Here is a 24,229-nt window from a genome sequence, read left to right on the forward strand (position 1 = left end):
TCCTAGGGTGCGGGTGCTGGCTGTGTTTCGGGTGCGGTCTCCGACGTGTAGCCGGAGCCTGGGGTGGAGCGGTCGAAACGGTCGGAGAGGCCGGTGAAGCCGGAGGGACCGGCGAGGTCGGCGTCGAGCGGTCGACCCGCGATGCCGACCATCGCGAAGCGGGCGAGGTCGTCGATGCTGAACTCGATCCCGTCGTTGAGGGCGGGGAAGGCGGACGAGAAGCTGATGAGTCGCAGGATGTGCGCGACGCGCTCCGGCGGCCAGTTCAGCCGATCGGCCTCCGGCTCCAGCACGCGGCCGATGATGGCCGCGAACTGGCCGCGCTCCTGCGGGATGGGCGGACGCTGCGGACCCACGACGGCCATGATGCGCATGACGCTCTCGAACCGCTCGCGCAGCAGGTAGAGCACGGCACGGATCTTGTGCTCGAACGGGAGGGCGGGGTCGATGGCGCGGAGAGCATCCCGGAGCGGCTCAGGATCGAGGTACTTCTCGATCGCGGCCTGCACCAGCGTCTCCTTGTCGCCGAACGCCCGGAAGATCGTGCCCTCGGCGATGCCTGCCGCCTCTGCGATCTGCTTCGACGTGACGCCGCGCCCGTGCTCGACGAGCAGCGGGATGACCGCGTCGATGATCATCGCGCGCCTGTCCTCCACGCTCAGGGGCTGGGCGCGGGGCGTCCGCTTGAGGTCGTCGTCCGTCAGATCCACGCGCTGATCCTACGCGGAGTGAGCACTCACTCACAACGCTCGCCCCGTTCGCCCTGAGCGAACACGCCCTGCCGCCCTCCTCCCTTCAGCCCCCGCCCCCGCCCCCGCCCGACGCCATCGAGCCCAGGGTTTTTCACCTTTAGAACGCGTCTTGCGGTGAAAAACCCTGGGCTCGATGGCGTCGGGCGGGGAGGGGGGCCCGAGTTAGGCGGAGGGGGTGAAGATGGCGGTGATGGTGGCGAGGTCGTCGACGGTCGGGCGCCAGGCGGTGGCGGCCTCGGCGTTCGCGGTGATCTGCTCCGGCTTGGTCGCCCCGGCGATCACGCTGGTGAGACCTGGCTGGGCGAGCAGCCACGCGAACGTGGCCGCCAGCATCGTCACCCCGCGCTCGTCGCAGAACGCCTGGTAGCGCTCGATCGCATCCCACGGAGCATTGTCGACCAGGTGGCGCCTGATCATCATGATGCGACTGTCGGCCGGGCCGCCCTCGCGCGAGAACTTACCCGTGAACAGGCCGTTGTAGAGCGGGAAGTACGGCAGGAAGCCCAGACCGTACTTGTTGACGGCCGGGAGCACCTCGCGCTCGGCGTCGCGCACGAGCAGGCTGTACTCGTTCTGCGACGAGATGAACTTCGGATGCCCGTGCAGCTCGGCGGTGAACTCCGCCTCTGCGATCTGCCAGCCGTCCAGGTTCGAGTGGCCGATGTAGCGGATCTTGCCCTCGGTGATGAGGTCATCGAGAGCCGACAGGGTCTCCTCGATCGGGGTGATCGGGTCCGGCTGGTGCAACTGGTAGAGGTCGATCCAGTCGGTGCGGAGCCGTCGCAGCGACGCCTCGACGGCGAGCCGGATGTATCGGCGGGAGCCGCGCACGCCCCAGTCCGGTCCGTTGCTGCCCGCCATGTCCATCCCGAATTTGGTGGCGAGGACGATCTTGTCGCGCTTCCCTGCCAGCGACGTGCCCATCAACGTCTCGGAGAGCCCGCGCTCTTTGCCGTAGATGTCAGCGGTGTCGAAGAACGTGACGCCGGCGTCGATCGCCGCGCCGATCACCGCGTCCGTGCCGTGCTGGGTTTCGGATGCGGTTCCTGCGCGCCCGAAGTTGTTGCAGCCGAGGCCAATGGTCGAGACGATGAGCCCCGAGTCTCCGAGAGGACGGTAGTCGATTTCTGCCATGCTCCGAGTCTATGCAGGGTCACCGATCCCTCCACACCCAGTGGGACCGGACGACTTGTCCCCCATGTCCGATTTCCGCGAGAACACGTCGGTGGCCCCCCGTAGAGTCTTCTCATGAGCACTTCCTTCGCCTACCTCACACGGATGCCGAGTCCGATCGGCCGCATCGAACTGACCAGCGACGGTCACTCCATCACCTCCCTCTCCATCGAGCGCTCGGGGCACCTTCCCCTCGAAGAGCACCAGGAGCGCACCACAGAGGTCCTCGAACGCGCCGAACTGCAACTGCAGGAGTACTTCGCCGGCGACCGCAAAGACTTCGACCTGCCGGTCAAGCTCGAGGGCACGGAGTTCCAGCGCGCGGTCTGGCAGCAGCTCGCCGACTTGGAGTTCGGCACCTTCACCTCATACGGAGAGCTCGGGCAGGGCATCGGCCGCCCGGGCTCCGGCCGCGCGATCGGCGGCGCTGTCGGCGCGAACCCCATCCCGATCATCATCGGCTGCCACCGCGTGCTGTCGTCGTCCGGCAAGATCACCGGCTACAGCGGAGGCGACGGCATCCCCACCAAACTGTGGCTGCTCACCCACGAAGGGATCATGCTGGCAGCATGAGCCCCGCCACCACCGACTCAACGCAGCCCGCGCCCGTCCCCACGGACTCGGCAACCACGTCCAGGCCGGTCGCCTCCGTCAGCCCGGCCGTGATCCTCGGAGACGACGGGCTGGCCAGGTGCTCATGGTCGGCGAACGACGCCGAGTACCGCCGCTATCACGACGAAGAGTGGGGCCGCGAGCAGCGCGACTCCCGAGCCCTCTACGAGAAGCTCTGCCTGGAAGGCTTCCAGGCAGGCCTCTCCTGGATCACCATTCTGCGCAGGCGACCCGCGTTCCGCGAGGTCTTCCACGGGTTCGAGGTCGAGGCCGTCGCCGCCATGACAGAAGACGACGTCGAGCGACTGCTCCAGGATGCGCGGATCATCCGTCACCGAGGCAAGATCACCGCCACCATCTCCAACGCTCGTGCCGTTCTCGCCCTGGACCTGCCGCTGACCGACCTGATGTGGAGCTTCGCCCCCTCCGCCACCGATCACCGGCGTCCGCGCGCCTGGTCGGAGGTCCCCGCCGTCACCGCGGAGTCGACCGCGCTGAGCAAGGAGCTCCGCCGCCGGGGCTTCCGCTTCGTCGGCCCCACCACCATGTACGCCCTCATGCAGGCGACCGGCATGGTCGACGACCACTTCGAAGGCTGCTTCCGCGCCTAGCCCCGATCACCGATCACCGACTACCGACTGCCGACCGCCGACCGCCGACCGCCGGATGCTCGCCGCGGCCGTCAGCTCACGCGACGACAGCGCGCTCAGCCCAGCTCGGCTCAGGTGGCCCGACCAGCGCAAGAGGGTCGGGCCGACGACGGTACTCGTATCGAAGCGCCGGATTCTCGCTCGCGATGACACCTCCGCACGTGCCCGACCGCAGGCGGAATCTGGTGTGTCATCGCGCATCCGGCCTGGGAGATCGGCGTGAGGGGATCACACCGGGTTTCCGTGACGTCGGCCCGACTGATAAACGAGATGAAGCGACCGTTCGACTTCGAACGCCCCCCATCACCCCGTTGGCTGGCTGGCTCCTCCTCATTGCTCGCATTACCCGATGCGAAGCTATCCGAGACGCTTCACCTACGATTGAGCATATCTCAGTTTTTGAAACTCCACCACTGATTCACGCACAATTTCGACACGCCCCCGGCACACGCTCTCACGCACACAGCGGGCGGGCAACAGCTCAGCGGAGCACAGCCATCAGCTTGCCCGGCTCCCCCGCCACCTCGGGCACGATCAGCTCCAGGTCGCCAGAGGCGTCGTCCGCCTGGCGCAGCTCGTAGCCTTCCGCGGCGGCCCAGGCGAGCAGCTCGTCCGTGGTCGCGAAGTCGGTGCCCGTCTCGATCAGGGCGCGGGTCAGTAGACCCTTCGCCTGCTTGTTGAAGTGGTTCAGCGCGCGGACGTGACCGCCCGCGTCCCGTGCGAGCACGCGCACATAGTGGGCGTCCGTCCGCTCGGGAAGCGGCCCGAGCGCAGCGTAGCCTTCCGAGCGCAGGTCGATGATCAGCCCGGGATGCGCGTCGAACACCGCGCCGACGGCGGGTGCCCACCGCTTCTTCAGCGTCGCGACGCCCTTCTCGAGCGACAGGCGCGAGTCGAACGACAGCCGGTAGGCCGGGATGAGGTCTGTCGCCGCGACCGGCCCGAGCAGCGCGGACTGCACGACCACCGTCGCCCCGGCGAAGGCCCACTGATCGGCCGTCAGGCTCTCCGCATCCAGGGCGTCGTAGAGCACCCCGGTGTATCTGCGGAGAGCGGGCATCGTCGCCGACGAACGGATCGCGCGATTGCGGTCGACCTCTGCGGCCTGCTTGGGGCCGAGCTTCAAGGCCCGAATGCTGTGCTCGCGGTTCCTGGACAGCGCCGCGACCGCGGCGAGCACGCTCCTGCGCACCGGCTTGAGGGCGCCGAAGCGCAGCCGGTCGAGGTCGAGCGGGGCTTCCGCTCCCCCGTCGCGCTTGGTTTCGGAGGGCGGAAGGAGGATGAGCAACCTATGCCACCAGGAAGTCGAGAGCGATCTCGACGTTCTGGCCCAGCGGCGCCGCCGTATCGATCGTCACGCGCGGAAGGGTGGCGCACGCGCCCCTCCACTCGTCGTACTCGTCGACGCTCTGCTCCACCGCGTACGCGGCCGTGAGGCCCTGACGCTTCGCGAGGCGAGACTGGTGGAGTTCGTCGTCCGAGCAGACGACCTCGATCACACGCAGCTTCACGCCGGAACGCTCCGCGAGGTCACGCCACTGCAACCGGGCGGGCTCGACGGCGTTCACCGCGTCGACGATCACCGAGTGACCGGACTGCAGCACCTGCTCCGCCATCGTCTCCGCGACCAGGTAGGCGGCAAGGCCGGTCGGCTGGTCGGAGTCGATGCCGGCGCGCAGGATGGACACCTCGATCGGGTCCACAGACACCGTGGTCGCGCCGAGACGCGCGCCGATGATCTCGGCGATCGTCGACTTGCCGGAGCCGGGCAGGCCCGCCATCGCGATCAGGATGGGGACGCGGACGTCGCCGAACTGACGATCCACGATGACGGGCTGCTCAGCCATGTCAGACGAGCTCCGCCTGGCGGGCCACCACCGTGACCGTGTTGTTCTCGACGGAGAGGAAGCCATCGTCGGCCTGAGCCTTGATCGACTCCCCTCCGTTCAGGGTCACACGCACCTCGCCGGAGGCGAGGATGGCCAGCAGCGGTTCGTGGCCGGGGAGAATACCGATCTCACCCTCGACCGTCTTCGCGACGACCATGCTCGCCTCGCCCGACCACACTTCGTGGTCGGCGGCGACGACGCTGACATTGAGGACAGCCATTGTTAGCCGTTCTCCTTCTGGATCTGAGCCCACTTCTCTTCCACGTCGGTGATAGCGCCGACGTTGAAGAACGCCTGCTCCGCCACGTGGTCGAACTCGCCCTTGGCGATGGCGTCGAACGACTCGATGGTGTCCTTGAGCGGAACCGTCGAACCCTCGACACCGGTGAACTTCTTCGCCATGTAGGTGTTCTGCGAGAGGAACTGCTGGATGCGGCGCGCACGCGACACCGTGATCTTGTCTTCCTCGGAGAGCTCGTCGACACCGAGGATGGCGATGATCTCCTGCAGTTCCTTGTTCTTCTGGAGGATCTGCTTGACCGTGGTGGCGACGCGGTAGTGGTCGGCGCCCAAGTAGCGGGGGTCGAGGATGCGCGACGTCGAGGTCAGCGGGTCGACGGCCGGGTACAGACCCTTCGACGCGATCTCACGGGAGAGCTCCGTGGTGGCGTCGAGGTGGGCGAACGTGGTCGCAGGAGCCGGGTCGGTGTAGTCGTCGGCGGGCACGTAGATCGCCTGCAGCGAGGTGATCGAGTGTCCACGGGTCGAGGTGATGCGCTCCTGGAGGAGACCCATCTCGTCGGCGAGGTTCGGCTGGTAACCCACGGCGGACGGCATACGGCCGAGCAGCGTGGAGACCTCGGAGCCGGCCTGCGTGAAGCGGAAGATGTTGTCGATGAAGAGCAGCACGTCCTGCTTCTGGACATCGCGGAAGTACTCCGCCATGGTCAGCGCAGAAAGGGCGACGCGCAGACGCGTTCCCGGCGGCTCGTCCATCTGGCCGAAGACAAGGGCGGTCTTGTCGAAGACGCCCGCCTCCTCCATCTCGTGGATGAGGTCGTTGCCCTCACGGGTGCGCTCACCGACACCGGCGAACACCGACACACCACCGTGGTCCTGCGCGACGCGCTGGATCATCTCCTGGATGAGGACCGTCTTGCCGACGCCCGCACCGCCGAAGAGGCCGATCTTTCCACCCTGAACGTACGGGGTGAGGAGGTCGATGACCTTGATGCCGGTCTCGAAGAGCTGCGTCTTCGACTCGAGCTGGTCGAACGCCGGTGGCTGGCGGTGGATCGGCCAGCGCTCGGTGATCTCGATGGTCTCGCCGGGCTCTGCGTTGAGAACGTCGCCCGTGACGTTGAACACCTTGCCCTTGGTCACGTCGCCGACGGGCACCGAGATCGGTGCGCCGGTGTCGCGGACCTCTCCGCCACGGACCAGGCCGTCGGTCGGCTTGAGCGCGATGGCGCGGACGAGGTCGTCGCCGAGGTGCTGCGCGACCTCGAGCGTGATCTCGGTCGACTCCTCGCCGATCGTGATCGTCGTCTTGAGGGCGTTGTAGATGCCAGGGATCGAGTCGTGAGGGAACTCGATGTCGACGACAGGGCCGGTGACGCGGGCGATGCGCCCGACGCCTGCCGGCTGCGCGGTCGAAGCCTGGGCTTCGGCGGTTGCGGTAGTCATGGTGTCTTCTCTTCTCGTTTGCTAAACGTGTGTCGTCCGAGTTACTTGGCGGAGCTCAGTGCGTCCGCACCGCCGACGATCTCGGAAATCTGCTGGGTGATCTCGGACTGGCGCGCGTTGTTGGCCAGGCGGGTGTAGTCGGTGATGAGCTTGTCCGCGTTGTCGCTCGCGGACTTCATCGCCTTCTGGGTTGCGGCGTGCTTGGAAGCGGCCGACTGCAGCATGGCGTTGAAGATACGGCTCTCGATGTACACCGGGAGGAGCGAGTCGAGCACGGTTGCGACGTCGGGCTCGAACTCGTAGAGCGGAAGGATCTGCTTGTCGCCGGGCTCCTCGACACCTTCCACGACCTCGAGCGGAAGCAGACGGACCACTTCCGGCTCCTGCGTGAGCATGCTCACGAAGCGGTTGTAGATGACGTGGATCTCGTCGACGCCGCCGTCCGACGCATCGCGAAGGAAGGATTCGAGGATCGCGTCGGCGATCTCCTTGGCCTGCTCGAACTCCGGAGCATCCGTTCCGCCCGTCCAGACCCGCTCGAACGCGCGACGGCGGAAGCTGAAGTATCCGCTCGCCTTGCGTCCGACCAGGAAGTAGACGACATCCTTGCCCTGGCTGCGAAGCAGCTCTGCGAGCTTCTCCGACTCCTTGAGCACGTTCGTGTTGAACGCGCCGGCGAGACCACGGTCGGAGGAGAAGATGACGATCGCTGCGCGCTCGATCTTCTCCGGCTCCGTGGTGAGGACGTGCTCGACGTTCGAGTACGTCGCCACCGCCGACACCGCGCGCGTGATGGCGCGGGCGTACGGCGACGACGCAGCGACTCGCGCCTGCGCCTTCTGGATGCGTGAGGCGGAGATCAGCTCCATGGCCCGAGTGATCTTCTTGGTCGTCTGGGCAGACTTGATCTTCTGCCGGTAGACCCGAAGTTGCGCTCCCATGTCTCTCCTAGGTAACTATCTGCTGTCGCCGGGCGGTGCCGCGGCTCAGCGCTTCGCCTTGACGATGCGCTCCTGGTTGACATCCTCTTCGGCGATCGCCTCGAACTCTTCGCGCCCGACCGATGCGAGGGGCTTGCCCTCGCCGGTCTGGAACTCGAGCTTGAACTTGTCGACCTCTGCCTCGAGCGTCGCGACGGTCTCGTCGGAGAGCTGGTTGGTCTCGCGCAGGACGTTCAGCACGTCCGTGTTGCGACGCAGGTGGTCGAGCAGCTCGGCCTCGAAGCGCAGCACGTCCTCGACGGCGACCTCGTCCAGCTTGCCGTTCGTGCCTGCCCAGATCGAGACGACCTGCTCCTCGACGGGGAACGGCGAGTACTGCGGCTGCTTGAGCAGCTCGGTGAGGCGTGCGCCGCGAGCGAGCTGACGACGGCTGGCCTGGTCGAGGTCGGATGCGAACATCGCGAAGGCTTCGAGCGAGCGGTACTGGGCGAGCTCGAGCTTGAGCGTGCCGGAGACCTTCTTGATCGACTTCACCTGCGCGTCGCCACCGACACGGGAGACCGAGATACCCACGTCGACCGCCGGACGCTGGTTGGCGTTGAAGAGGTCGGACTGCAGGAAGATCTGGCCGTCCGTGATCGAGATCACGTTGGTTGGGATGTACGCCGAGACGTCGTTCGCCTTGGTCTCGATGATCGGGAGTCCGGTCATCGAGCCTGCGCCGAGCTCGTCGGACAGCTTGGCGCAACGCTCGAGCAGGCGGGAGTGCAGGTAGAACACGTCACCGGGGTATGCCTCGCGTCCCGGCGGACGACGCAGGAGGAGCGAGACGGCGCGGTAGGCCTCAGCCTGCTTCGACAGGTCGTCGAAGATGATGAGGACGTGCTTGCCGCCGTACATCCAGTGCTGGCCGATGGCCGAGCCGGTGTACGGGGCGAGGTACTTGAAGCCGGCGGGGTCGGAGGCCGGAGCCGCGACAATGGTGGTGTACTCCATCGCGCCTGCGTCCTCGAGCGCGCCCTTCACCGAGGCGATGGTCGAGCCCTTCTGGCCGATGGCGACGTAGATGCAGCGCACCTGCTTGTTGACGTCGCCGGACTCCCAGTTGGCCTTCTGGTTGATGATCGTGTCGATCGCGATGGCCGTCTTACCGGTCTGGCGGTCGCCGATGATGAGCTGACGCTGGCCACGGCCGACGGGGATCATGGCGTCGATCGCCTTGATGCCGGTCTGCAGGGGCTCGTGCACACTCTTGCGCTGCATGACGCCCGGCGCCTGCAGTTCGAGTGCGCGGCGACCCTCGGATGCGATCTCGCCGAGACCGTCGATGGGCTTGCCCAGCGGGTCGACGACGCGGCCGAGGTAGCCGTCTCCGACGGGCACCGAGAGGACCTCGCCTGTGCGGGTCACCTCCATGCCCTCGACGATGCCGTCGAACTCACCGAGGACGACGACGCCGATCTCGTTCTCGTCGAGGTTCTGGGCCAGGCCCAGGGTGCCGTCGGAGAAGCGGATGAGCTCGTTCGCCATCACGCCGGGGAGACCCTCGACGTGCGCAATGCCGTCGGACGCGTCGATGACGTGTCCGACCTCGGTGGTCGCGGCCTTCGTGGGCTCGTACTTGGTGACGAAGTCCTTGAGCGCGTCCCGGATCTCGTCGGGGCTGATCGTTAGTTCTGCCATCGTTGTTCCCTATCTTGGGGCGGTCAGCCCGCCAGCTGAAGTCGTAAATCGGTGATGCGCGAGGCGATGCTGCCGTCGATCACGTCGTCGCCGATCTGCACACGCAGCCCACCGAGGATGGTGGGGTCGACGACCTGGTTGATCTTGAGTTTCTGTCCGTACTTCGCTGCGAGCCCTGCCTGCAGGCGCTCGGCCTGTGCAGCGGGGAGCTGCTTCGCGGTGAAGACCGTCGCGACCGTGAGGCCGGACTGGGCCGCCACGACGCGTGCGGCTTCGCGAAGACCTTCGCGGATGCTGCGGCCGCGCGGCTGCAGCACGAGCTGACGCACGATGGCGACGGTCTGCACGGACGCCTTGCCGTTGAGCAGACGCTCGACGAGCTCGCTCTTGGCCGTCGGGTCCGCGAGCTTGCTGCGCAGCGCGAGTTCGAGCTGTGCGTCGGAGGTCACGGCGCCCCCGAACGCGAACAGCTCTGCTGCGATGTCGACACCCGCGGGCGCCGACTGGGCGATCGACCGGACACCGAGCTCTTCGATCGCGGCGAGGACGTCGTTCTGGCTCGACCAGCGCTCAGCGGCGATCGCGCCGAGGAGCTCCACGGCCGGAGCCGAGAGCGAGGCGAAGACGCGCTGCACGAGCGCGGTCTTGCCGGCAGGGTCTGCCGATGGATCGCTGACCACTGCTCGGAGCTGGGCGGAGTCTGCGACGACTCGTCCTGCGGCGAACAGGTCTTCGGCCGTCGCCAGATCGGCCTTGGAGCCCTGCGCGGCGAGAGCCGACACGGACCTGGCCAGTGCTTCTCTGGAGGCGCTTCCCATTACTTGTTCGACCCTGCCTTTTCGCTGGCGTCCAGGTCGGCCAGGAAGCGGTCGACGATCGCCTGCGACTTCTTGTCGTCGTTGAGAGCCTCACCGATGACACCGGATGCCAGGTCGATGGCGAGCGAGCCGACCTCGCTGCGAAGAGCGACGACGGCGGACTGGCGCTCGGCCTCGATCTGCGCCTGGGCGTTGGCGGTGACGCGGGCGGCCTCGACCGTCGCGTTGTCCTTCGCCTCGGCGACGATCTTCTGACCGTCGGTGCGAGCCTGCTCACGGATCTTGGCCGCTTCGGCGCGTGCGTCGGCGAGCTGGGCGGTGTACTCCTCGAGGAGCGCCTCCGCCTTGTGCTGAGCCTCGTCGGCCTTCGCGATGTTGCCCTCGATCGCCTCTGCACGCTCGTCCAGGAGCTTCTTCACGCGAGGAAGCACGAGCTTCCAGAAGAAGAACAGGATGATGAGGAAGCAGATCAGCGAACCGATGACGTCGTACCACTCGGGGATGAGCGGATTACGCGGTGCCTCCGTTGCGGCGATAACCACACCGTGGAGCATCATTCCTCCTTACTGAGAGAGATAAAGAGGGCTGATTAGGAGGTGAAGATGAAGTAGGTAGCGATACCGATGAACGCGAGCGCCTCGGTGAATGCGATACCGATGTACATCAGAACCTGGAGACGGCCGGCGAGCTCGGGCTGGCGAGCGACGCCCTCGATCGTCTTGCCGACGACGATGCCGACGCCGATGGCCGGGCCGATGGCCGCGAGACCGTATCCAACGGTGGCAATGTTGCCGGAGATAGCAGCGATGTCCACGTTATGTGTTTCCTTCCGTGATGGCGTTCCGTGCGAGTGCGCGGAACGTTATTAGTGTTCCTCGGCGACTGCGAGCTGAATGTAGACAGCCGTGAGCAGTGCGAAGACGTAGGCCTGGAGGACTGCGACCAGGATCTCGAACAGGGTGAATGCGAAGCCGAACGCGAAGGTGCCGATTCCGAAGAGCGACCACCAGCTTCCGGCGGTGAAGAGGAAGAACGCCGTCGCGCTGAAGAACAGCACGAGGAGCAGGTGTCCGACGACCATGTTCATCAGGAGTCGGAGCGTCAGGGTGATCGGACGCAGGACGAAGGTCGAGATGAACTCGATCGGCGTGACGATGATGTACAGCGCTTTCGGCACACCGGGCGGGAACAGCGAGTTCTTGAAGAAGTTGCCTGGGCTCGCCTTGATGCCTGCGTAGATGAACGAGATGTACGCGACGATCGCGAGCACCAGCGGAACACCGATCACCGAGGTGCCTGCGATGTTCAGACCGGGGATGATACCGGTCAGGTTCATGAACAGCACCATGAAGAAGATGGTGGTGAGGATCGGCAGGAAGCGACGGCCGTCTTTCTTGCCGAGCAGGTCTTCTGCGATGTTGACCCGAACGAAGTCGAGCCCCATCTCCACGACGGACTGGAATCGTCCTGGGACGATCTTCATGCGCCGGGTGCCGAGCCAGAAGATCAGGACGATGGCCAGAACCGCGATGAAGCGGATGACCATGATCCGGTTGACCTCGAAGCCACCGATGGAAAAGATTGCGGGCGGGAAGAACTCATCGATCGACGGACCGTGGAAGCTGCCATCATCGGAGCTTGCGGTCTGGACCAGCAGGTTCACAGCGTTAGCTAACAGCGCTATCTCCTGTTTCGGGGCGTCGAGCCAAAGCTCTCGCAGCGACGAACATTTGGACACCCGGGATCATGCGCCAAGTGGAGCCTGAGGCGCTATGCGGGTGGGGAATCACCACAACTCTACAAGAGTTTTCGCAGGGTAACGAATCGGACACAGGTCAGCGCTTCTCGCCGGGCAGCGTGACGTCGCTGACGTATGGCACGCGGGACCGGAAGACGACGATCATGTCGACGACGAGCGAGCCGATCACCCCCGCGATGAGGCTGAGGAACAGCACGACGGGGTTGATCCACGGCTGGTCTCTGAGCACGAACGCGAGCACGAGGAACAGCACGAATTTGAGCAGCCACCCGCCCAGCACGATGCCGAAGAAGAGGCCGACGAACAGGTCGGTGCCCACGAACTTGTTGGCGATCAGGATGCTCAGAGCAGTGATGCTGAGGAAGACGACGGCCATCGCTGTGCCGATGAGCGCGCTGGTGACGCCGATCCATCCAGCGAAGACCCCGCCGAGGATCATCCCGACCACGGCGATGATCACCGCGAGGATGAGGCCGTACTTGAGCACGTCCTTGAGGATGGGTGTGGAGGACGGCTGGGCGGGCGGTGTGGCCTGCGGTGCCGCTGGCGGTGCGACGGGTTCGGCGGGCCGGCCGTCGGCGGGGGTTCCGCCGTCGTGGTCGGTCATCGTGTCTCCTTGCTGAGCGGGGCGGGGGTGATGGTCTGCGCCGTCGTCGGGGCGGTGCCAGGAGCGTGCTCGCTCGCGGCGTCGAGCTGGTCGTAGCGGGCCGTGGCGTCTGCCTCGTCCGTGCCGGCCGGAGCGAGCTCCGCTGCGGCCTCGTTGGCCTTCCTGCGGCTCAGCGGGGCGAGGGTGAACGCGGCGCAGACCACCAGCCCGACGGCGATGAACACGATCGCCATCCAGTACGGGTCGAAGAAGAACAGCAGGCAGCCGATCGACAGCACGGCGGTCCAGCCGTAGAAGATCAGCACGGCGTGCAGGTGGGTGTGCCCCATGTCGAGCAGCCGATGGTGCAGGTGCTTGCGGTCGGCGCTGAACGGCGACTTGCCCGCGCGCAGCCGCCGGATGACCGCGAGCCCGAAGTCGAGCAGCGGCACGATCAGCACAGCGAACGGCAGGATGATCGGGATGAAGGCGGGGACGAGCGACGACTTGCCGAGCGTCTGCAGCGCCTCGGGGTTGATCGTGCCGGTGACCGAGATGGCCGACGTCGCCATCAGCAAGCCGATGAGCAGCGCGCCCGCATCCCCCATGAACATCTTCGCCGGATGCCAGTTGAGGGGGAGGAAGCCCGCGCATGCCCCGACCAGGATCGCCGCGATGACCCCGGCGAGGCTGAAGTAGTTCTGCGGGCTGATCTCGCGCTGCAGGAGGTAGGTGTAGACGAGGAACGAACCGTTGGCGATGAGCGCCACACCGGCGACGAGACCGTCGAGGCCGTCGATGAAGTTGATGGCGTTCATGACGAGCACGATCGCGAACAGCGTGATGATGATGCTCATCACGGGCGATCCGACCGTCAGGCCGCCGATCGGCAGCGAGTAGATCTGCACGCCAAGCCAGGCCACGAGCCCTGCGGCCACGAACTGACCGGCGAGCTTGGTCATCCAGTCGAGGTCCCAGATGTCGTCCGCGACGCCGATCACCACGATCAGCAGGGATGCGCCGAGGATCGCGAGGATCGGCCCGGAGTCCGAGAAGATCAGCGTCAGGACGCCGAACTGGCTCGACAGCAGCCAGGCGACGCCGAACGCGACCAGGATGCCGAGGAACATCGCGATCCCGCCGAGTCTGGGCGTCGGCCTGGTGTGCACATCCCGTGCCCGGATCTTCGGGTAGAGCCGGTACTTCAGGCTCAACTTGTAGACGACCAGGGACATCCCGAACGTGATGACGGCCGAGATGAGCGCGAGGGCGAGGAGGAGGGTCACGGCTCAGGCGTCCGTCGACGTCTCGGAGGGCTCCTCCGCGCTGTCGCCCGCGAGCTGGTCGCCGACGACGGCACGGATCTGCTCCGCCGAGATCACGCCGTGACGCAGGATGCGGAGCTTTCCCGTTCCCGCGGCCAGCGCAGTCGCATCGACGATCGTGGACGAACTGTCCTTGCCGTCGACGCGGTCGTAACCGGCGCCCGCCTCTCCCCCGTCGAGATACACGGAGACGGAGTCGGCGAGCATGGCCTCGGCTTCCGCGGCGGTGCGGGCGGCCGGGCGGCCGGTGAGGTTGGCGGACGAGACGGCGAGAGGACCGGTCTCGGAGAGGAGTTCGAGGGCGATGGTGTCGCTCGGCATCCGCAGAGCGACGGTTCCCCTGGTCTCCCCCAGGTCCCAGACGAGCGACGGCTGGGCAGGGAGCACGACGGTGAGCCCGCCCGGCCAGAACTCCTGGACCAGGTCGGTCACGGCCTGCGGCACGTCCTCGGCCAGCGCGGCCAGGGTGGGGATGCCCGGGATGAGGACAGGCGGAGGCGACTGGCGGCCGCGACCCTTCGCATCCAGCAGCCGTTGGACGGCGGCGGGGTTGAAAGCGTCCGCTGCGACGCCGTAAACCGTGTCCGTCGGAATGACGACGAGTTCGCCCCGCCCGATGGCGGCGCGTGCCAGCCTCATGCCGGAAAGGAGTTCGGAGTCGACCGAGCAGTCGTAGATGGGAGCCATGTCGGAACCATGATAGTTGAGCGATCAGGGCGTTCCCTGTCTGGAGGTCGATACTTGTGGTGATGGATGTCTACTTCTTCGACTGCGACAAGACCCTCTACGACTACGACTTCCACAAGCGCCTGCCGGCGCTGGCGAGTCTGGGTGGCGTGAGCCAGTACCATCTGGCGTCGAGCTGGTGGGCGGGCGGCTTCGAGCGCGCGGCCGAGATCGGCGAGTACTCCACCAGCGCCGAGTACCTGGATGCGTTCGCCGACGTGACGGGCGCGCGTCTCACCCTCGAGCAGTGGCAGGAGGCGAGAAAGGCCGCGATGACGCCCATCCAGGGCTCGATCGACGCCCTGCACGAGGCGGCGTCGCTCGGCACGGTTTCGCTGCTGTCGAACAACCCCATCCCGTTCAAGGACTCGCTCCCCGTGCTGACGCCGGAGATCGTCGACGTGCTGCAGGGCAACGACCTCGTCTCCGCCGTGCTCGGTGCGCGCAAGCCTGAGCGTCGCATCTATACCCGCGCGCTCGGACGCTTCGGCGTCCCCGCCGGCGACGCGATCCTGTTCGACGACTCCCTCGCCAACGTCGAGGGCGCCAGGGAGGCGGGGATGCACGCCTTCCACTTCACCAAGCGCGACGACGGAACCTTCGACACCGACGGCCTCCTCGCCGCCATCCACGCTTTCGCCGACCGCCCCCGCTCCGTCCCCGCCCACTGACCATCGAGCCGGGACTTGTGCACGCCTGCCCCCGGCGTGTCGCGTGCACAAGTCCCGGCTCGATTGCTGGGGGAGGAAGGGTCAGCGGCGGCCGGCCTTGCGGCGGAACTGCCAGGCGGCCCAGAGGTAGGCTCCGGCGATGATCGCGACGCACCAGCCGAGCGCCCAGAGCGGCCTGGTGCCAGCATCCGTGCCGAAGAGCAGGCTGCGGATGGTCTCGATGATGGGCGTGATCGGCTGGTTCTCCGCGATCCACTGCAGCCAGCTCGGCATCGTGTCCGTCGGGACGAACGCGCTGGACAGGTAGGGCAGGAACAGCAGGGCGAAACCGTAGCCGTTCGCTGCGGTCGGGTTCTTCGCAGCGAGACCGATGGCGGCGTACAGCCAGGTGATCGCGAGGATGAACAGCGCGATCACGCCGATCGCTCCCAGCCACTCTGCCGCGTCGGCGGTCGGCCGGAAGCCGACGGCCAGGGCGACGCCGATGACGACACCGGTCGCCAGCAGGTTGCGCACCAGGCTCGCGAGCACGTGGCCGGTGATGACCCCGTTGGCGTGCAGCGGCATGGTGCGGAACCGATCGACGATGCCGTTCGTCATGTCGTCGGCGACGTCGACCGCTGTGCTCGACGAGCCGAAGCCAGCGCAGAGCAGGATGATGCCGGGCACGACGTAGTTCACGTAGTCTCCGCCGCCGTCGATCGCGCCGCCGAACACGTAGGTGAACAGCAGCATCAGCATGATCGGGAGGAGGATCGCCATGGTCAGCGCCTCGACGTTCCGGACGGTGTGGCGGAGGCTCCTGCCGATGAACACAGTGGTGCTGGTCAGGCGGGAGACGGCGCGGTCGACGGTGGCGACCTGCGTGGCGGTGGTGCGGGGGTCCAGTGCGACGGTCATCGGGTGACCTCCATTTCTTCTGCTGCACGGGATGCGGTGGGTGCGGTGGACGCCGGCGTCGCTGCGCCGGAGGTGAGCGCGAGGAACACGTCGTCCATACTCGGTTTGCGGATGCTGACGCTCCCGCCTGGCAGGGCGGCCGCATCCAACTGGTCGATGGCGGCGCGCAGCCCGTGGACGGTGCCGTCCGTCGGCAGTTCGCGGACGATCTCGTCGTCGGCGTCCCTGAGCTCGACGACCTCTCCCCCGACGCGCGACTTGAGCTCTGCTGCCGTGCCCTCCGCCACGACGACGCCGTGGTCGATCACGGCGATGCGGTCGGCCAACTGGTCGGCCTCCTCCAGGTACTGCGTGGTGAGGAGGATGGTGATCCCCTGTGCGGCGAGGTCGAGGATCATCGCCCAGAGCGCCTGCCTGCTGCGCGTGTCGAGGCCGGTGGTCGGCTCGTCGAGGAAGATCACGGGAGGAGTCGCGACCAGGCTGAGCGCGAGGTCGAGTCGGCGACGCATCCCTCCTGAGTACGCCTTGACGCGTTTGCGGGCGGCATCGCCCAGGTCGAAGCGCTCGATGAGCTCTGCCGTCCGCGCCCGTGCTCCCGCTGCGGTGTAGCCGGAGAGCCGCGCCATCATGCGCAGGTTCTCCTCTCCGGTGAGCACGTCGTCCACGGCGGCGGACTGGCCGGTGAGGCTGATCGCGCGCTTCACGCCCTCTCTGTCGTGCACGACGTCGTGGCCGCAGACGCTCGCAGTGCCCTCGTCCGGAGCGACCAGTGTGGACAGGATGTTGATGAGCGTCGTCTTGCCAGCGCCGTTCGGTCCGAGCAGCGCGAAGACGCTGCCGGCGCTGACCGAGAGGTCGATGCCGTCCAGCACGCGCTGGTCGCCGAATGACTTCCGGAGACCGGCAATCTGGATCGCTTGAGCTGTCATGATCGGTTCCTTTCCGCGTCGACTCTTATTGAGTACGACGCAAACTGTTTATGGTGCACACGGTTTTGTTTAAGGTATACACAGTTCTAGGATGAGTGTCAACAACCGAAAGGGCGCGTTCATGGCCGATGCCGTCGAAGAAGCACTCCCCCGCGCCGTCGCGCTGAGCTGGGGGGTCGCCGAGCGTCCGCAGCGCGGGCCGAAGCGCGAACTGAGCATCGAGCGGATCGTGGATGCGGCGATCCAGCTCGCCGACGACGAGGGCCTCTCCGCCGTCTCGATGAGCAAGATCGCGACCACCCTCGGCTTCACGACGATGTCGCTCTATCGCTACGTCACCAGCAAGGACGACGTGCTCGCACTGATGCAGGACGCGGTCTGCGCCGTGCCGATCCCACCGGAGGACGAGGACGCCGACTGGCGCAGCGGCCTGCGGCTCTGGGCCATGGCGAGCATTCAGGTGATCCAGGCGCACCCGTGGTTCCCCGACATCCCGATCTCCGGAATGCCGCTGATGCCGAACAACCTCGCGGTGCTCGACTGGGGCCTGCGGGTGATGAAAGACCTGCCGCTCACCGAGCCGGAGAAGATGTCGACCGCGCTGCTGCTGAGCTCGTACGCGCGCGCCACCGCTGTGGTGGAGCGGGATGTGACCAGGTCACGGCAGGTCGACGGGCCGCCGAAGCGCGGCGAGGCGTTCACCGCCGCCCTCGCCGAACTGGTCACGCCGGAGCGATTCCCGAACCTGGCGCCGCTGGTGCTGTCCGGCGTCTACAGCGACGCGGAGGGCGAGGACGACCAGGACGACTTCGCGTTCGGGCTCGAACGCATCCTGGACGGCATCGAGCACTACGTCGCGTCGCGTCGCAGCGGCGAGGAGGTCGTGGCGTACGAGCCGCGCCCGGAGCCCGTGCCGAACGACAAGGCGATCCGCGAAGCAGCCAAGGCGCGCAGAGAGGCCGAGTCCCGGTTGCGGGAGGCGCGCAAGCGCGAGCGCGAGGTCATCGCGAAGGTGCGCGAGCGGATGGCCAAGGAGGCGGAGCGCCGCGCGCGCGAGCGCGGCTAGCGGATCGCCGTGGTGGTGCGGTCGCGCGTCGTGAGGTCGCGGTGGGTCGCGGCGGCACGCCAGCCGTCCGCGGTGAGCAGCTCCCGGATCTCCGCACCCTGCAGTTCGCCGTGCTCCAGCACGAGCGTTCCTCCCTCGTGCAGCAGGCGCTGGGCGACGCGCGAAATGGTGCGCACCACATCCAGGCCGTCCTGCCCGCCGTAGAGCGCGGCCGGCGGGTCGTAGAGCCGCACCTCCGGGTCGCGCGGGATGGCCTCGGCCGGGATGTACGGCGGGTTCGAGATGACGACGTCGACGGTCCCGTCGAGCTCAGGCAGTGCATCCGCCAGGTCGATGAACACGACGCGGGCGTTGGTCGCGCCGGACTCCTCGACGTTGCGCTTCGCCCAGATGAACGCCTCCGGCGAGTTCTCGACCGCGTGGATCCGCGCGTGGGGCACCTCGGTGGCCATCGCCAGCGCGATCGCCCCGCTCCCCGTGCCCAGGTCGACGCCGATCGGCTCTGCACTCGGCACAGCACGCAGAGCGTCGATCGCGAACTGCACGACGTGCTCGGTCTCCGGCCGCGGCACGAACACGCCGGGGCCGACGGCGAGCTCCAGCGAGCGGAACGGCGCCCGCCCTGTGATGTGCTGCAGCGGCTCCCTGGTGGCGCGGCGCTCGGCCAGCTCGTGGATGCGCGACACGTCCGCATCCCGAACCGTCGCATCCAGGTGGATGAGGGCCTGCACCCGTCCGCGCCCCTCGCCGAGCACATGGCCGACGAGCAGGTCGGCATCCACCTCAGGGTCGGGGACCCCTGCGCGTGCGAGGACGGCGACGACCTCGTCGCGGACAGCGCGGACGGTGGGCTCTGATGGCGCTTCGGATGACATGGCCCATCGAGCCTACGGCACGTCAGGCGGCGTCACACAGGCCGCCGCCCTCCCGGACGGAATAGAGTTGTAAGGCTTTCACACCGTCCACCAGCGTCAACGAGGAAGAGCCATGACAGGTCACGTCTACGACAACATCACCGAGGCGGTCGGGAAGACCCCGCTCGTGAAGCTCAATCGCATCGCGGAGGGCGTCGGGGCGACCGTGCTCGCCAAGCTGGAGTTCTACAACCCGGCCGGCAGCGTCAAGGACCGCATCGGCGTCGCCATCATCGACGCGGCGGAGAAGGCAGGAGCGCTGCGACCAGGCGGCACCATCGTGGAGGGCACGAGCGGCAACACCGGAATCGCGCTCGCGATGGTCGGCGCAGCCCGCGGCTACACGGTGATCCTCACCATGCCGGAGACGATGAGCAAGGAGCGCCGCGTGCTGCTGCGCGCGTTCGGGGCGCAGATCGTCCTCACCCCCGGTCCGGAGGGGATGCGCGGAGCGGTCGAGAAGGCGAAGGAGATCGTCGCCAACACCGAGAACGCCATCTGGGCGCAGCAGTTCGCGAACGAGGCCAACCCCGCCATCCACCGGGCGACGACCGCTGAGGAGATCTGGGCGGACACCGACGGCGGCGTCGACATCTTCGTCGCCGGAGTGGGAACGGGCGGCACCATCACGGGCGTCGGCCAGGTGCTCAAGGAGCGCAAGCCGGGCGTGCAGGTGGTCGCCGTGGAGCCGATCGACTCCCCCATCCTGAACGGCGGCAAGCCGGGGCCGCACAAGATCCAGGGCATCGGCGCCAACTTCGTGCCGGAGATCCTCGACACGACCGTCTACGACGAGGTCATCGACGCGTCGTTCGACGACGCGATCGACATCGCCAAGAAGCTGGCGAGCGAGGAGGGCATCCTCGCCGGGATCTCGTCGGGCGCGATCGTCTGGGCGGCGCTCCAGCTCGCCAAGCGGCCGGAGAACGCGGGCAAGACCATCGTCGCCATCGTGTGCGACACCGGTGAGCGCTACATCTCGACCCCGCTCTGGGCCGACCTGCTGGACTGACCGGCGTTGGCGTTCATCTCCCGCGTCCGTGAGGACATCGCGAACGCGCGCAAGCACGATCCTGCTGCGCGCAGCGGCTTCGAGGTCTTCACGGCGTACTCCGGGCTGCACGCGATCTGGTCGTACCGTCTCGCCCACCGGATGTGGCGGTCCGGCCTGAAGATGCCGGCCAGGTTCCTCTCGCAGTTCACCCGATTCCTGACCGGCATCGAGATCCACCCTGGCGCGACGATCGGGCGGCGCTTCTTCATCGACCACGGGATGGGCGTAGTGATCGGCGAGACCACGTTCGTCGGCGACGACGTGATGCTGTACCACGGCGTCACGCTCGGCGGGAAGGGCAGGGGCCACGGCAAGCGGCATCCCACCATCGGCAACGGCGTGATCGTCGGCGCGGGTGCGAAGGTGCTCGGCGCGATCACGCTCGGGGCGCACAGCGTCGTCGGCGCGAACGCCGTCGTCATCCACGACGCGCCAGAAGGCTCGGTCCTCACCGGAGTCCCCGCTCGCGCCCGCCCTCGCACCGGCCACGAGCAGATCCCCGGCGACGACTGGATCGACCCGGCCATCTACATCTGACGTCCCCAAGCAATCGAGCCCAGGCTTTCTCCCCTTAAACGCGCGGAATACGGTGAAAAAGCCTGGGCTCGATTGCGGGGGTCAGTCGGTGGCGAGGTCGGCGAGGCGGGACTCCTCGTCGGCGGCGATGCAGGAGTCGATGACGGGCTCGAGGGCGCCGTTCATCACGGCGTCGAGGTTGTACGCCTTATAGCCGGTGCGGTGGTCCGCGATGCGGTTCTCCGGGAAGTTGTACGTGCGGATGCGCTCCGAACGGTCCATCGTGCGGATCTGGCTCTTGCGGACCGCGGCGGCCTCCGCATCCAGTTCCTCCTGCTGGCGGGCGAGCACGCGGGCGCGCAGCACGCGCATCCCGGCCTCGCGGTTCTGCAACTGGCTCTTCTCGTTCTGCATCGCCACGACGATGCCGGTCGGGAGGTGCGTGATGCGCACGGCGGAGTCGGTGGTGTTCACCGACTGGCCACCGGGGCCGCTCGACCGGTAGACGTCGATCTTGAGGTCGTTCTGGTTGATCTCGACCTCCTCCGGCTCGTCCACCTCGGGGAAGACGAGCACGCCCGCGGCGGACGTGTGGATGCGTCCCTGCGACTCGGTCGCCGGCACACGCTGCACGCGGTGCACACCGCCCTCGTACTTGAGGTGCGCCCAGACACCCTCAGCCGGGTCGCTGGAAGACCCCTTGATCGCGAGCTGGACGTCCTTGATGCCGCCCAGGTCGCTGGAGGTCTGCTCCAGGATCTCGGTCTTCCACTTCTTGGACTCCGCGTAGTGCAGATACATCCGGAGGAGGTCGGCGGCGAACAGCGCGGACTCCGCCCCGCCCTCGCCCATCTTGATCTCCATGATGACGTCGCGGCTGTCGTTGGGGTCGCGCGGGATGAGGAGCCTGCGCAGCTTCTCCCCCGACTCCTCCAGGCTGGCCTCGAGTCCCGGGACCTCCTCGGCGAAGGCCTCGTCTTCCGCCGCGAGCTCCTTGGCGGCGGCGAGGTCGTCCTCGAGCTGCTTCCACTGGTGATAGGCGGCGACGATGCGGCTGAGCTCGGCGTAGCGCCGGTTGACCTTCTTGGAGCGCACAGGGTCGCTGTGCAGTTCAGGGTCGGCGAGCTGCTCCTGCAGGTCGTCGTGCTCGGCGATCAGGCTGTTCACCGATTCGAACATGGGACTTCTTTCTGGAAGGGTCGGGCTTTCTGGAGGGGGACGAGCGTGTCCGGGAACGGAAAAGTGCCCGTCGACGTCGCGTGTGGCGACGTCGGCGGGCACTCCTCAGCTAGCGGTGGTCGTTCTCGTGGCCGTGCGAGTGCGCGGTGCCGTGGCCGTTGGCCGGCGCCGGCATCGACTTCTGCACCTGCATCAGGAACTCGACGTTGCTGGAGGTCTCCTTGAGGCGGCCGAGCACGATCTCGAGCGCCTGCTGCTGGTCGAGGCCAGCCAGGGCACGACGCAGCTTCCAGGTGATCTTGACCTCGTCGGCGCCCATCAGCATCTCTTCGCGGCGGGTGCCGGAGGCGTTGACGTCGACGGCGGGGAAGATCCGCTTGTCGGCGAGCTGACGCGAGAGGCGCAGCTCCATGTTGCCAGTGCCCTTGAACTCCTCGAAGATGACCTCGTCCATCTTGGACCCGGTCTCCACGAGAGCCGAGGCGAGGATCGTGAGCGATCCGCCGTGCTCGATGTTGCGGGCTGCGCCGAAGAAGCGCTTCGGCGGGTACAGCGCCGAGGCGTCGACACCGCCGGAGAGGATGCGACCGGATGCGGGAGCAGCCAGGTTGTACGCGCGTCCCAGGCGGGTGATCGAGTCGAGCAGCACGACGACGTCGTGGCCGAGCTCCACCAGGCGCTTCGCACGCTCGATGGCGAGCTCGGCGACCGTGGTGTGGTCTTCTGCAGGACGGTCGAAGGTGGAGGCGATGACCTCGCCCTTCACCGTGCGCTGCATGTCGGTGACCTCTTCCGGACGCTCGTCCACCAGGACGACCATGAGGTGAACCTCGGGGTTGTTCGTGGTGATGGCGTTCGCGATCTGCTGCATGACGATCGTCTTGCCCGCCTTCGGGGGCGCGACGATGAGGCCGCGCTGGCCCTTGCCGATCGGGGCGACGAGGTCGATGATGCGCTGGGTCAGCTTGCCCGGCTCGGTCTCGAGGCGCAGACGCTCCTGCGGGTAGAGCGGGGTCAGCTTGCCGAACTCGACGCGGCCAGCGGCCTCGTCGATGGTCTGGCCGTTGATCGAGTCGACCTTGACGATCGCGTTGTACTTCTGGCGGGCGTTGTTCTCGCCCTCGCGCGGCTGGCGGATGGCGCCGACCACGGCGTCGCCCTTGCGCAGGTTGTACTTCTTGACCTGGCCGAGGGAGACGTACACGTCGCTCGCGCCCGGCAGGTAGCCGGAGGTGCGGACGAACGCGTAGTTGTCGAGCACGTCGAGGATGCCGGCGACGGGGATGAGGACGTCGTCCTCGCTGATCTCCGGCTCGAGGTCGTCCGTTCCGACACCGCCGCGACGCTTGCGGTCGCGGTAGCGGCTGCGGCCGGAGCGGTCGTCGGCCTGGTTCGCGTCCTGGCCGCCGTTGCGGTTCTGCTGACCGTTGCGGTTCTGCTGGCCGTTCTGGCCGCCCTGCTTCTGGTCGTCGCGGTCGGCCTGCTGGCCCTGGCCCTGCTGGTTCTGCGCCTGCTGGCCGTCGCCGCTCTGCTGGCCGCCCTGGTTCTGGCCGTTCTGGCCGTTCTGGCCGCCCTGGTTCTGGCCGCCCTGGGCGTTCTTGTTGCGGTTCCGGTTGCGGTTGCGGCCCTGGCGGGGCTGCTGGTCGCCGTCGGCCTGGGCATCGCCCTGGACCTGCGCGTCGGCGGCGTCCTGCGCGCCAGCGCCGTTCTCGGCCTTCTCGCCCTGGTCCTGCTGGGCGTTCTGGTCGCTGCTCTGGCCGCGTCCGCGACGGCGGTTGCGCCCCTGGCCCTGGGCCTGCTCGGCCGGCTTGTCGCCCTCGGTGCCCGTTGCCTGCTGGGCGGCGGACTCGCGGTTGGCGAGCGCGGAGTCGAGCAGTGCATCCACATCGGGGATGAGCGACTCGACGCCGGTGGCGCCGGTGTTGACGTGCGTCGCTGCTGCGATTCCGGTGCCGTCAGCACTGGATGCGCGGCGCGAGCCACGGCGACGCGGCGCCTGCGCGGCGGGCGCGGCGTCTGGCAGCACAGCCTCGCCGACATGCGGCTCAGCGGAGAGCGGCTCTGCGATGAGCGGCTCGATGAGCACCTGGGATGCTGCGCGCGCGTTCTCCTGCCCGGCCGCCGGTGCGTCCGCGGAGTCGGCAGCAGGGGCGTCGGCGGTCGCGGAACCCGCGGCCTCCGTGCGCGCGGCGGCGATGGCCGCCACGAGCTCGCCCTTGCGAAGCTTGGTCGCTCCCTGAAGTCCCAACTGAGCGGCGAGAGCCTGAAGCTCTGCCACCTTGAGGGAGGTCAGGTCGCTGGTGTCCACGCCCCCGGCGTGGAGTTCGACATCAGTCACTGAAGAGGATTCCTTTCCCCCGACGCGCGATTCTCGCCGTCGTTCTGGAGCACTCGTCACAT

At 67.4% G+C, this 24,229-nt stretch carries 26 protein-coding genes; 6 read left to right on the forward strand and 20 right to left on the reverse strand.

The annotated features are described in order from the left end of the window. Positions 1 to 2: 2 nt before the first annotated feature. Together ACYVGI_RS11515 and ACYVGI_RS11520 are read right to left on the reverse strand one after the other, a co-directional pair. Entirely contained in the window at positions 3 to 710 is a 708-nt protein-coding gene (locus ACYVGI_RS11515) for a TetR/AcrR family transcriptional regulator (RefSeq protein WP_460632755.1), read from the reverse strand. Positions 711 to 914: 204 nt separating this feature from the next. Continuing rightward, positions 915 to 1,886, reverse strand: a complete 972-nt coding sequence (locus tag ACYVGI_RS11520; protein ID WP_460632756.1) for an aldo/keto reductase — start codon at positions 1,884 to 1,886, stop codon at positions 915 to 917. A 114-nt stretch (positions 1,887 to 2,000) separates the two neighbouring features. Between ACYVGI_RS11520 and ACYVGI_RS11525 the strand changes: the two genes are divergently transcribed. Beyond that, entirely contained in the window at positions 2,001 to 2,498 is a 498-nt protein-coding gene (locus ACYVGI_RS11525) for a methylated-DNA--[protein]-cysteine S-methyltransferase (RefSeq protein WP_460632757.1), read from the forward strand. After that, entirely contained in the window at positions 2,495 to 3,148 is a 654-nt protein-coding gene (locus tag ACYVGI_RS11530; RefSeq protein WP_460632758.1) for a DNA-3-methyladenine glycosylase I, read from the forward strand. The genes ACYVGI_RS11525 and ACYVGI_RS11530 overlap by 4 nt, the downstream gene beginning before the upstream one ends. A gap of 520 nt (positions 3,149 to 3,668) precedes the next feature. On the opposite strand, the gene ACYVGI_RS11535 is transcribed toward ACYVGI_RS11530, so the two are convergent. From ACYVGI_RS11535 to ACYVGI_RS11595, 13 genes are all read right to left on the reverse strand, one after another. Next, a complete protein-coding gene (locus ACYVGI_RS11535) occupies positions 3,669 to 4,475 on the reverse strand; it encodes a YaaA family protein (RefSeq protein ID WP_460632759.1) in 807 nt (268 codons plus the stop codon). 1 nt (position 4,476) lies between these two features. Beyond that, positions 4,477 to 5,034 carry an AAA family ATPase gene (locus tag ACYVGI_RS11540; RefSeq protein WP_460632760.1) on the reverse strand — a complete coding sequence of 186 codons (558 nt, stop codon included), beginning with the start codon at positions 5,032 to 5,034 and terminating at the stop codon, positions 4,477 to 4,479. A gap of 1 nt (position 5,035) precedes the next feature. Then, a complete protein-coding gene (locus ACYVGI_RS11545; protein WP_055892062.1) occupies positions 5,036 to 5,296 on the reverse strand; it encodes a F0F1 ATP synthase subunit epsilon in 261 nt (86 codons plus the stop codon). A 2-nt stretch (positions 5,297 to 5,298) separates the two neighbouring features. Further along, positions 5,299 to 6,762, reverse strand: a complete 1,464-nt coding sequence (atpD, locus tag ACYVGI_RS11550) for a F0F1 ATP synthase subunit beta (protein WP_055892055.1) — start codon at positions 6,760 to 6,762, stop codon at positions 5,299 to 5,301. Positions 6,763 to 6,803: 41 nt separating this feature from the next. Further along, positions 6,804 to 7,703 (reverse strand): F0F1 ATP synthase subunit gamma, encoded by a 900-nt coding sequence (locus ACYVGI_RS11555; RefSeq protein ID WP_055892052.1) that lies wholly within the window; start codon positions 7,701 to 7,703, stop codon positions 6,804 to 6,806. A 45-nt stretch (positions 7,704 to 7,748) separates the two neighbouring features. Continuing rightward, positions 7,749 to 9,386 (reverse strand): F0F1 ATP synthase subunit alpha, encoded by a 1,638-nt coding sequence (gene atpA / locus ACYVGI_RS11560; protein WP_460632761.1) that lies wholly within the window; start codon positions 9,384 to 9,386, stop codon positions 7,749 to 7,751. Between the two features lie 23 nt (positions 9,387 to 9,409). After that, a complete protein-coding gene (locus ACYVGI_RS11565) occupies positions 9,410 to 10,204 on the reverse strand; it encodes a F0F1 ATP synthase subunit delta (protein ID WP_460632762.1) in 795 nt (264 codons plus the stop codon). Next, positions 10,204 to 10,758, reverse strand: coding sequence for a F0F1 ATP synthase subunit B (locus tag ACYVGI_RS11570; protein ID WP_055894311.1), 555 nt, complete (start codon positions 10,756 to 10,758; stop codon positions 10,204 to 10,206). Before ACYVGI_RS11570 ends, ACYVGI_RS11565 begins: the two co-directional genes overlap by 1 nt. 35 nt (positions 10,759 to 10,793) lie before the next feature. Beyond that, positions 10,794 to 11,018, reverse strand: a complete 225-nt coding sequence (gene atpE, locus ACYVGI_RS11575) for an ATP synthase F0 subunit C (protein ID WP_055892042.1) — start codon at positions 11,016 to 11,018, stop codon at positions 10,794 to 10,796. Positions 11,019 to 11,069: 51 nt separating this feature from the next. Beyond that, positions 11,070 to 11,867: a F0F1 ATP synthase subunit A gene (gene atpB, locus ACYVGI_RS11580; protein ID WP_055892038.1), complete on the reverse strand. Its 798-nt coding sequence runs from the start codon at positions 11,865 to 11,867 to the stop codon at positions 11,070 to 11,072. 172 nt (positions 11,868 to 12,039) lie between these two features. Further along, positions 12,040 to 12,570, reverse strand: a complete 531-nt coding sequence (locus tag ACYVGI_RS11585; protein ID WP_460632763.1) for a hypothetical protein — start codon at positions 12,568 to 12,570, stop codon at positions 12,040 to 12,042. Next, positions 12,567 to 13,835 (reverse strand): MraY family glycosyltransferase, encoded by a 1,269-nt coding sequence (locus ACYVGI_RS11590; RefSeq protein ID WP_460632764.1) that lies wholly within the window; start codon positions 13,833 to 13,835, stop codon positions 12,567 to 12,569. Before ACYVGI_RS11590 ends, ACYVGI_RS11585 begins: the two co-directional genes overlap by 4 nt. 3 nt (positions 13,836 to 13,838) lie before the next feature. Further along, complete coding sequence (locus ACYVGI_RS11595) at positions 13,839 to 14,561, reverse strand: L-threonylcarbamoyladenylate synthase (protein WP_460632765.1); 723 nt, start codon at positions 14,559 to 14,561, stop codon at positions 13,839 to 13,841. A gap of 62 nt (positions 14,562 to 14,623) precedes the next feature. Here ACYVGI_RS11595 and ACYVGI_RS11600 point away from each other — a divergent pair, with 62 nt between their 5' ends. Then, positions 14,624 to 15,271, forward strand: a complete 648-nt coding sequence (locus ACYVGI_RS11600) for an HAD family hydrolase (protein ID WP_460632766.1) — start codon at positions 14,624 to 14,626, stop codon at positions 15,269 to 15,271. Positions 15,272 to 15,352: 81 nt separating this feature from the next. Here ACYVGI_RS11600 and ACYVGI_RS11605 read toward each other — a convergent pair whose 3' ends face one another. Further along, positions 15,353 to 16,171 carry an ABC transporter permease gene (locus ACYVGI_RS11605; RefSeq protein WP_460632767.1) on the reverse strand — a complete coding sequence of 273 codons (819 nt, stop codon included), beginning with the start codon at positions 16,169 to 16,171 and terminating at the stop codon, positions 15,353 to 15,355. Continuing rightward, positions 16,168 to 17,100 (reverse strand): ATP-binding cassette domain-containing protein, encoded by a 933-nt coding sequence (locus ACYVGI_RS11610; protein WP_460632768.1) that lies wholly within the window; start codon positions 17,098 to 17,100, stop codon positions 16,168 to 16,170. The genes ACYVGI_RS11605 and ACYVGI_RS11610 overlap by 4 nt, the downstream gene beginning before the upstream one ends. A gap of 91 nt (positions 17,101 to 17,191) precedes the next feature. Here ACYVGI_RS11610 and ACYVGI_RS11615 point away from each other — a divergent pair, with 91 nt between their 5' ends. Then, positions 17,192 to 18,166 (forward strand): TetR/AcrR family transcriptional regulator, encoded by a 975-nt coding sequence (locus ACYVGI_RS11615; RefSeq protein ID WP_460632769.1) that lies wholly within the window; start codon positions 17,192 to 17,194, stop codon positions 18,164 to 18,166. Here ACYVGI_RS11615 and prmC read toward each other — a convergent pair. Beyond that, positions 18,163 to 19,041, reverse strand: a complete 879-nt coding sequence (gene prmC / locus ACYVGI_RS11620) for a peptide chain release factor N(5)-glutamine methyltransferase (RefSeq protein WP_460632770.1) — start codon at positions 19,039 to 19,041, stop codon at positions 18,163 to 18,165. The two genes, ACYVGI_RS11615 and prmC, sit on opposite strands and share 4 nt — an antisense overlap. A gap of 112 nt (positions 19,042 to 19,153) precedes the next feature. Between prmC and cysK the strand changes: the two genes are divergently transcribed. Further along, the gene (cysK, locus tag ACYVGI_RS11625; protein ID WP_460632771.1) at positions 19,154 to 20,092 is read left to right on the forward strand and encodes a cysteine synthase A; all 939 of its coding nucleotides are present in this window, start codon (positions 19,154 to 19,156) and stop codon (positions 20,090 to 20,092) included. A gap of 6 nt (positions 20,093 to 20,098) precedes the next feature. Continuing rightward, positions 20,099 to 20,671 carry a serine O-acetyltransferase EpsC gene (gene epsC / locus ACYVGI_RS11630; RefSeq protein ID WP_402848513.1) on the forward strand — a complete coding sequence of 191 codons (573 nt, stop codon included), beginning with the start codon at positions 20,099 to 20,101 and terminating at the stop codon, positions 20,669 to 20,671. 81 nt (positions 20,672 to 20,752) lie between these two features. Here the strand turns inward: epsC and prfA are convergent, their stop codons facing one another. Together prfA and rho are read right to left on the reverse strand one after the other, a co-directional pair. Further along, positions 20,753 to 21,829, reverse strand: coding sequence for a peptide chain release factor 1 (prfA, locus tag ACYVGI_RS11635; protein WP_055891997.1), 1,077 nt, complete (start codon positions 21,827 to 21,829; stop codon positions 20,753 to 20,755). Between the two features lie 109 nt (positions 21,830 to 21,938). Beyond that, on the reverse strand, positions 21,939 to 24,167 hold the full coding sequence (rho, locus tag ACYVGI_RS11640) for a transcription termination factor Rho (RefSeq protein WP_460632772.1): 2,229 nt from the start codon (positions 24,165 to 24,167) through the stop codon (positions 21,939 to 21,941). Positions 24,168 to 24,229 lie beyond the last annotated feature (62 nt).

Source organism: Leifsonia lichenia, assembly GCF_054780215.1.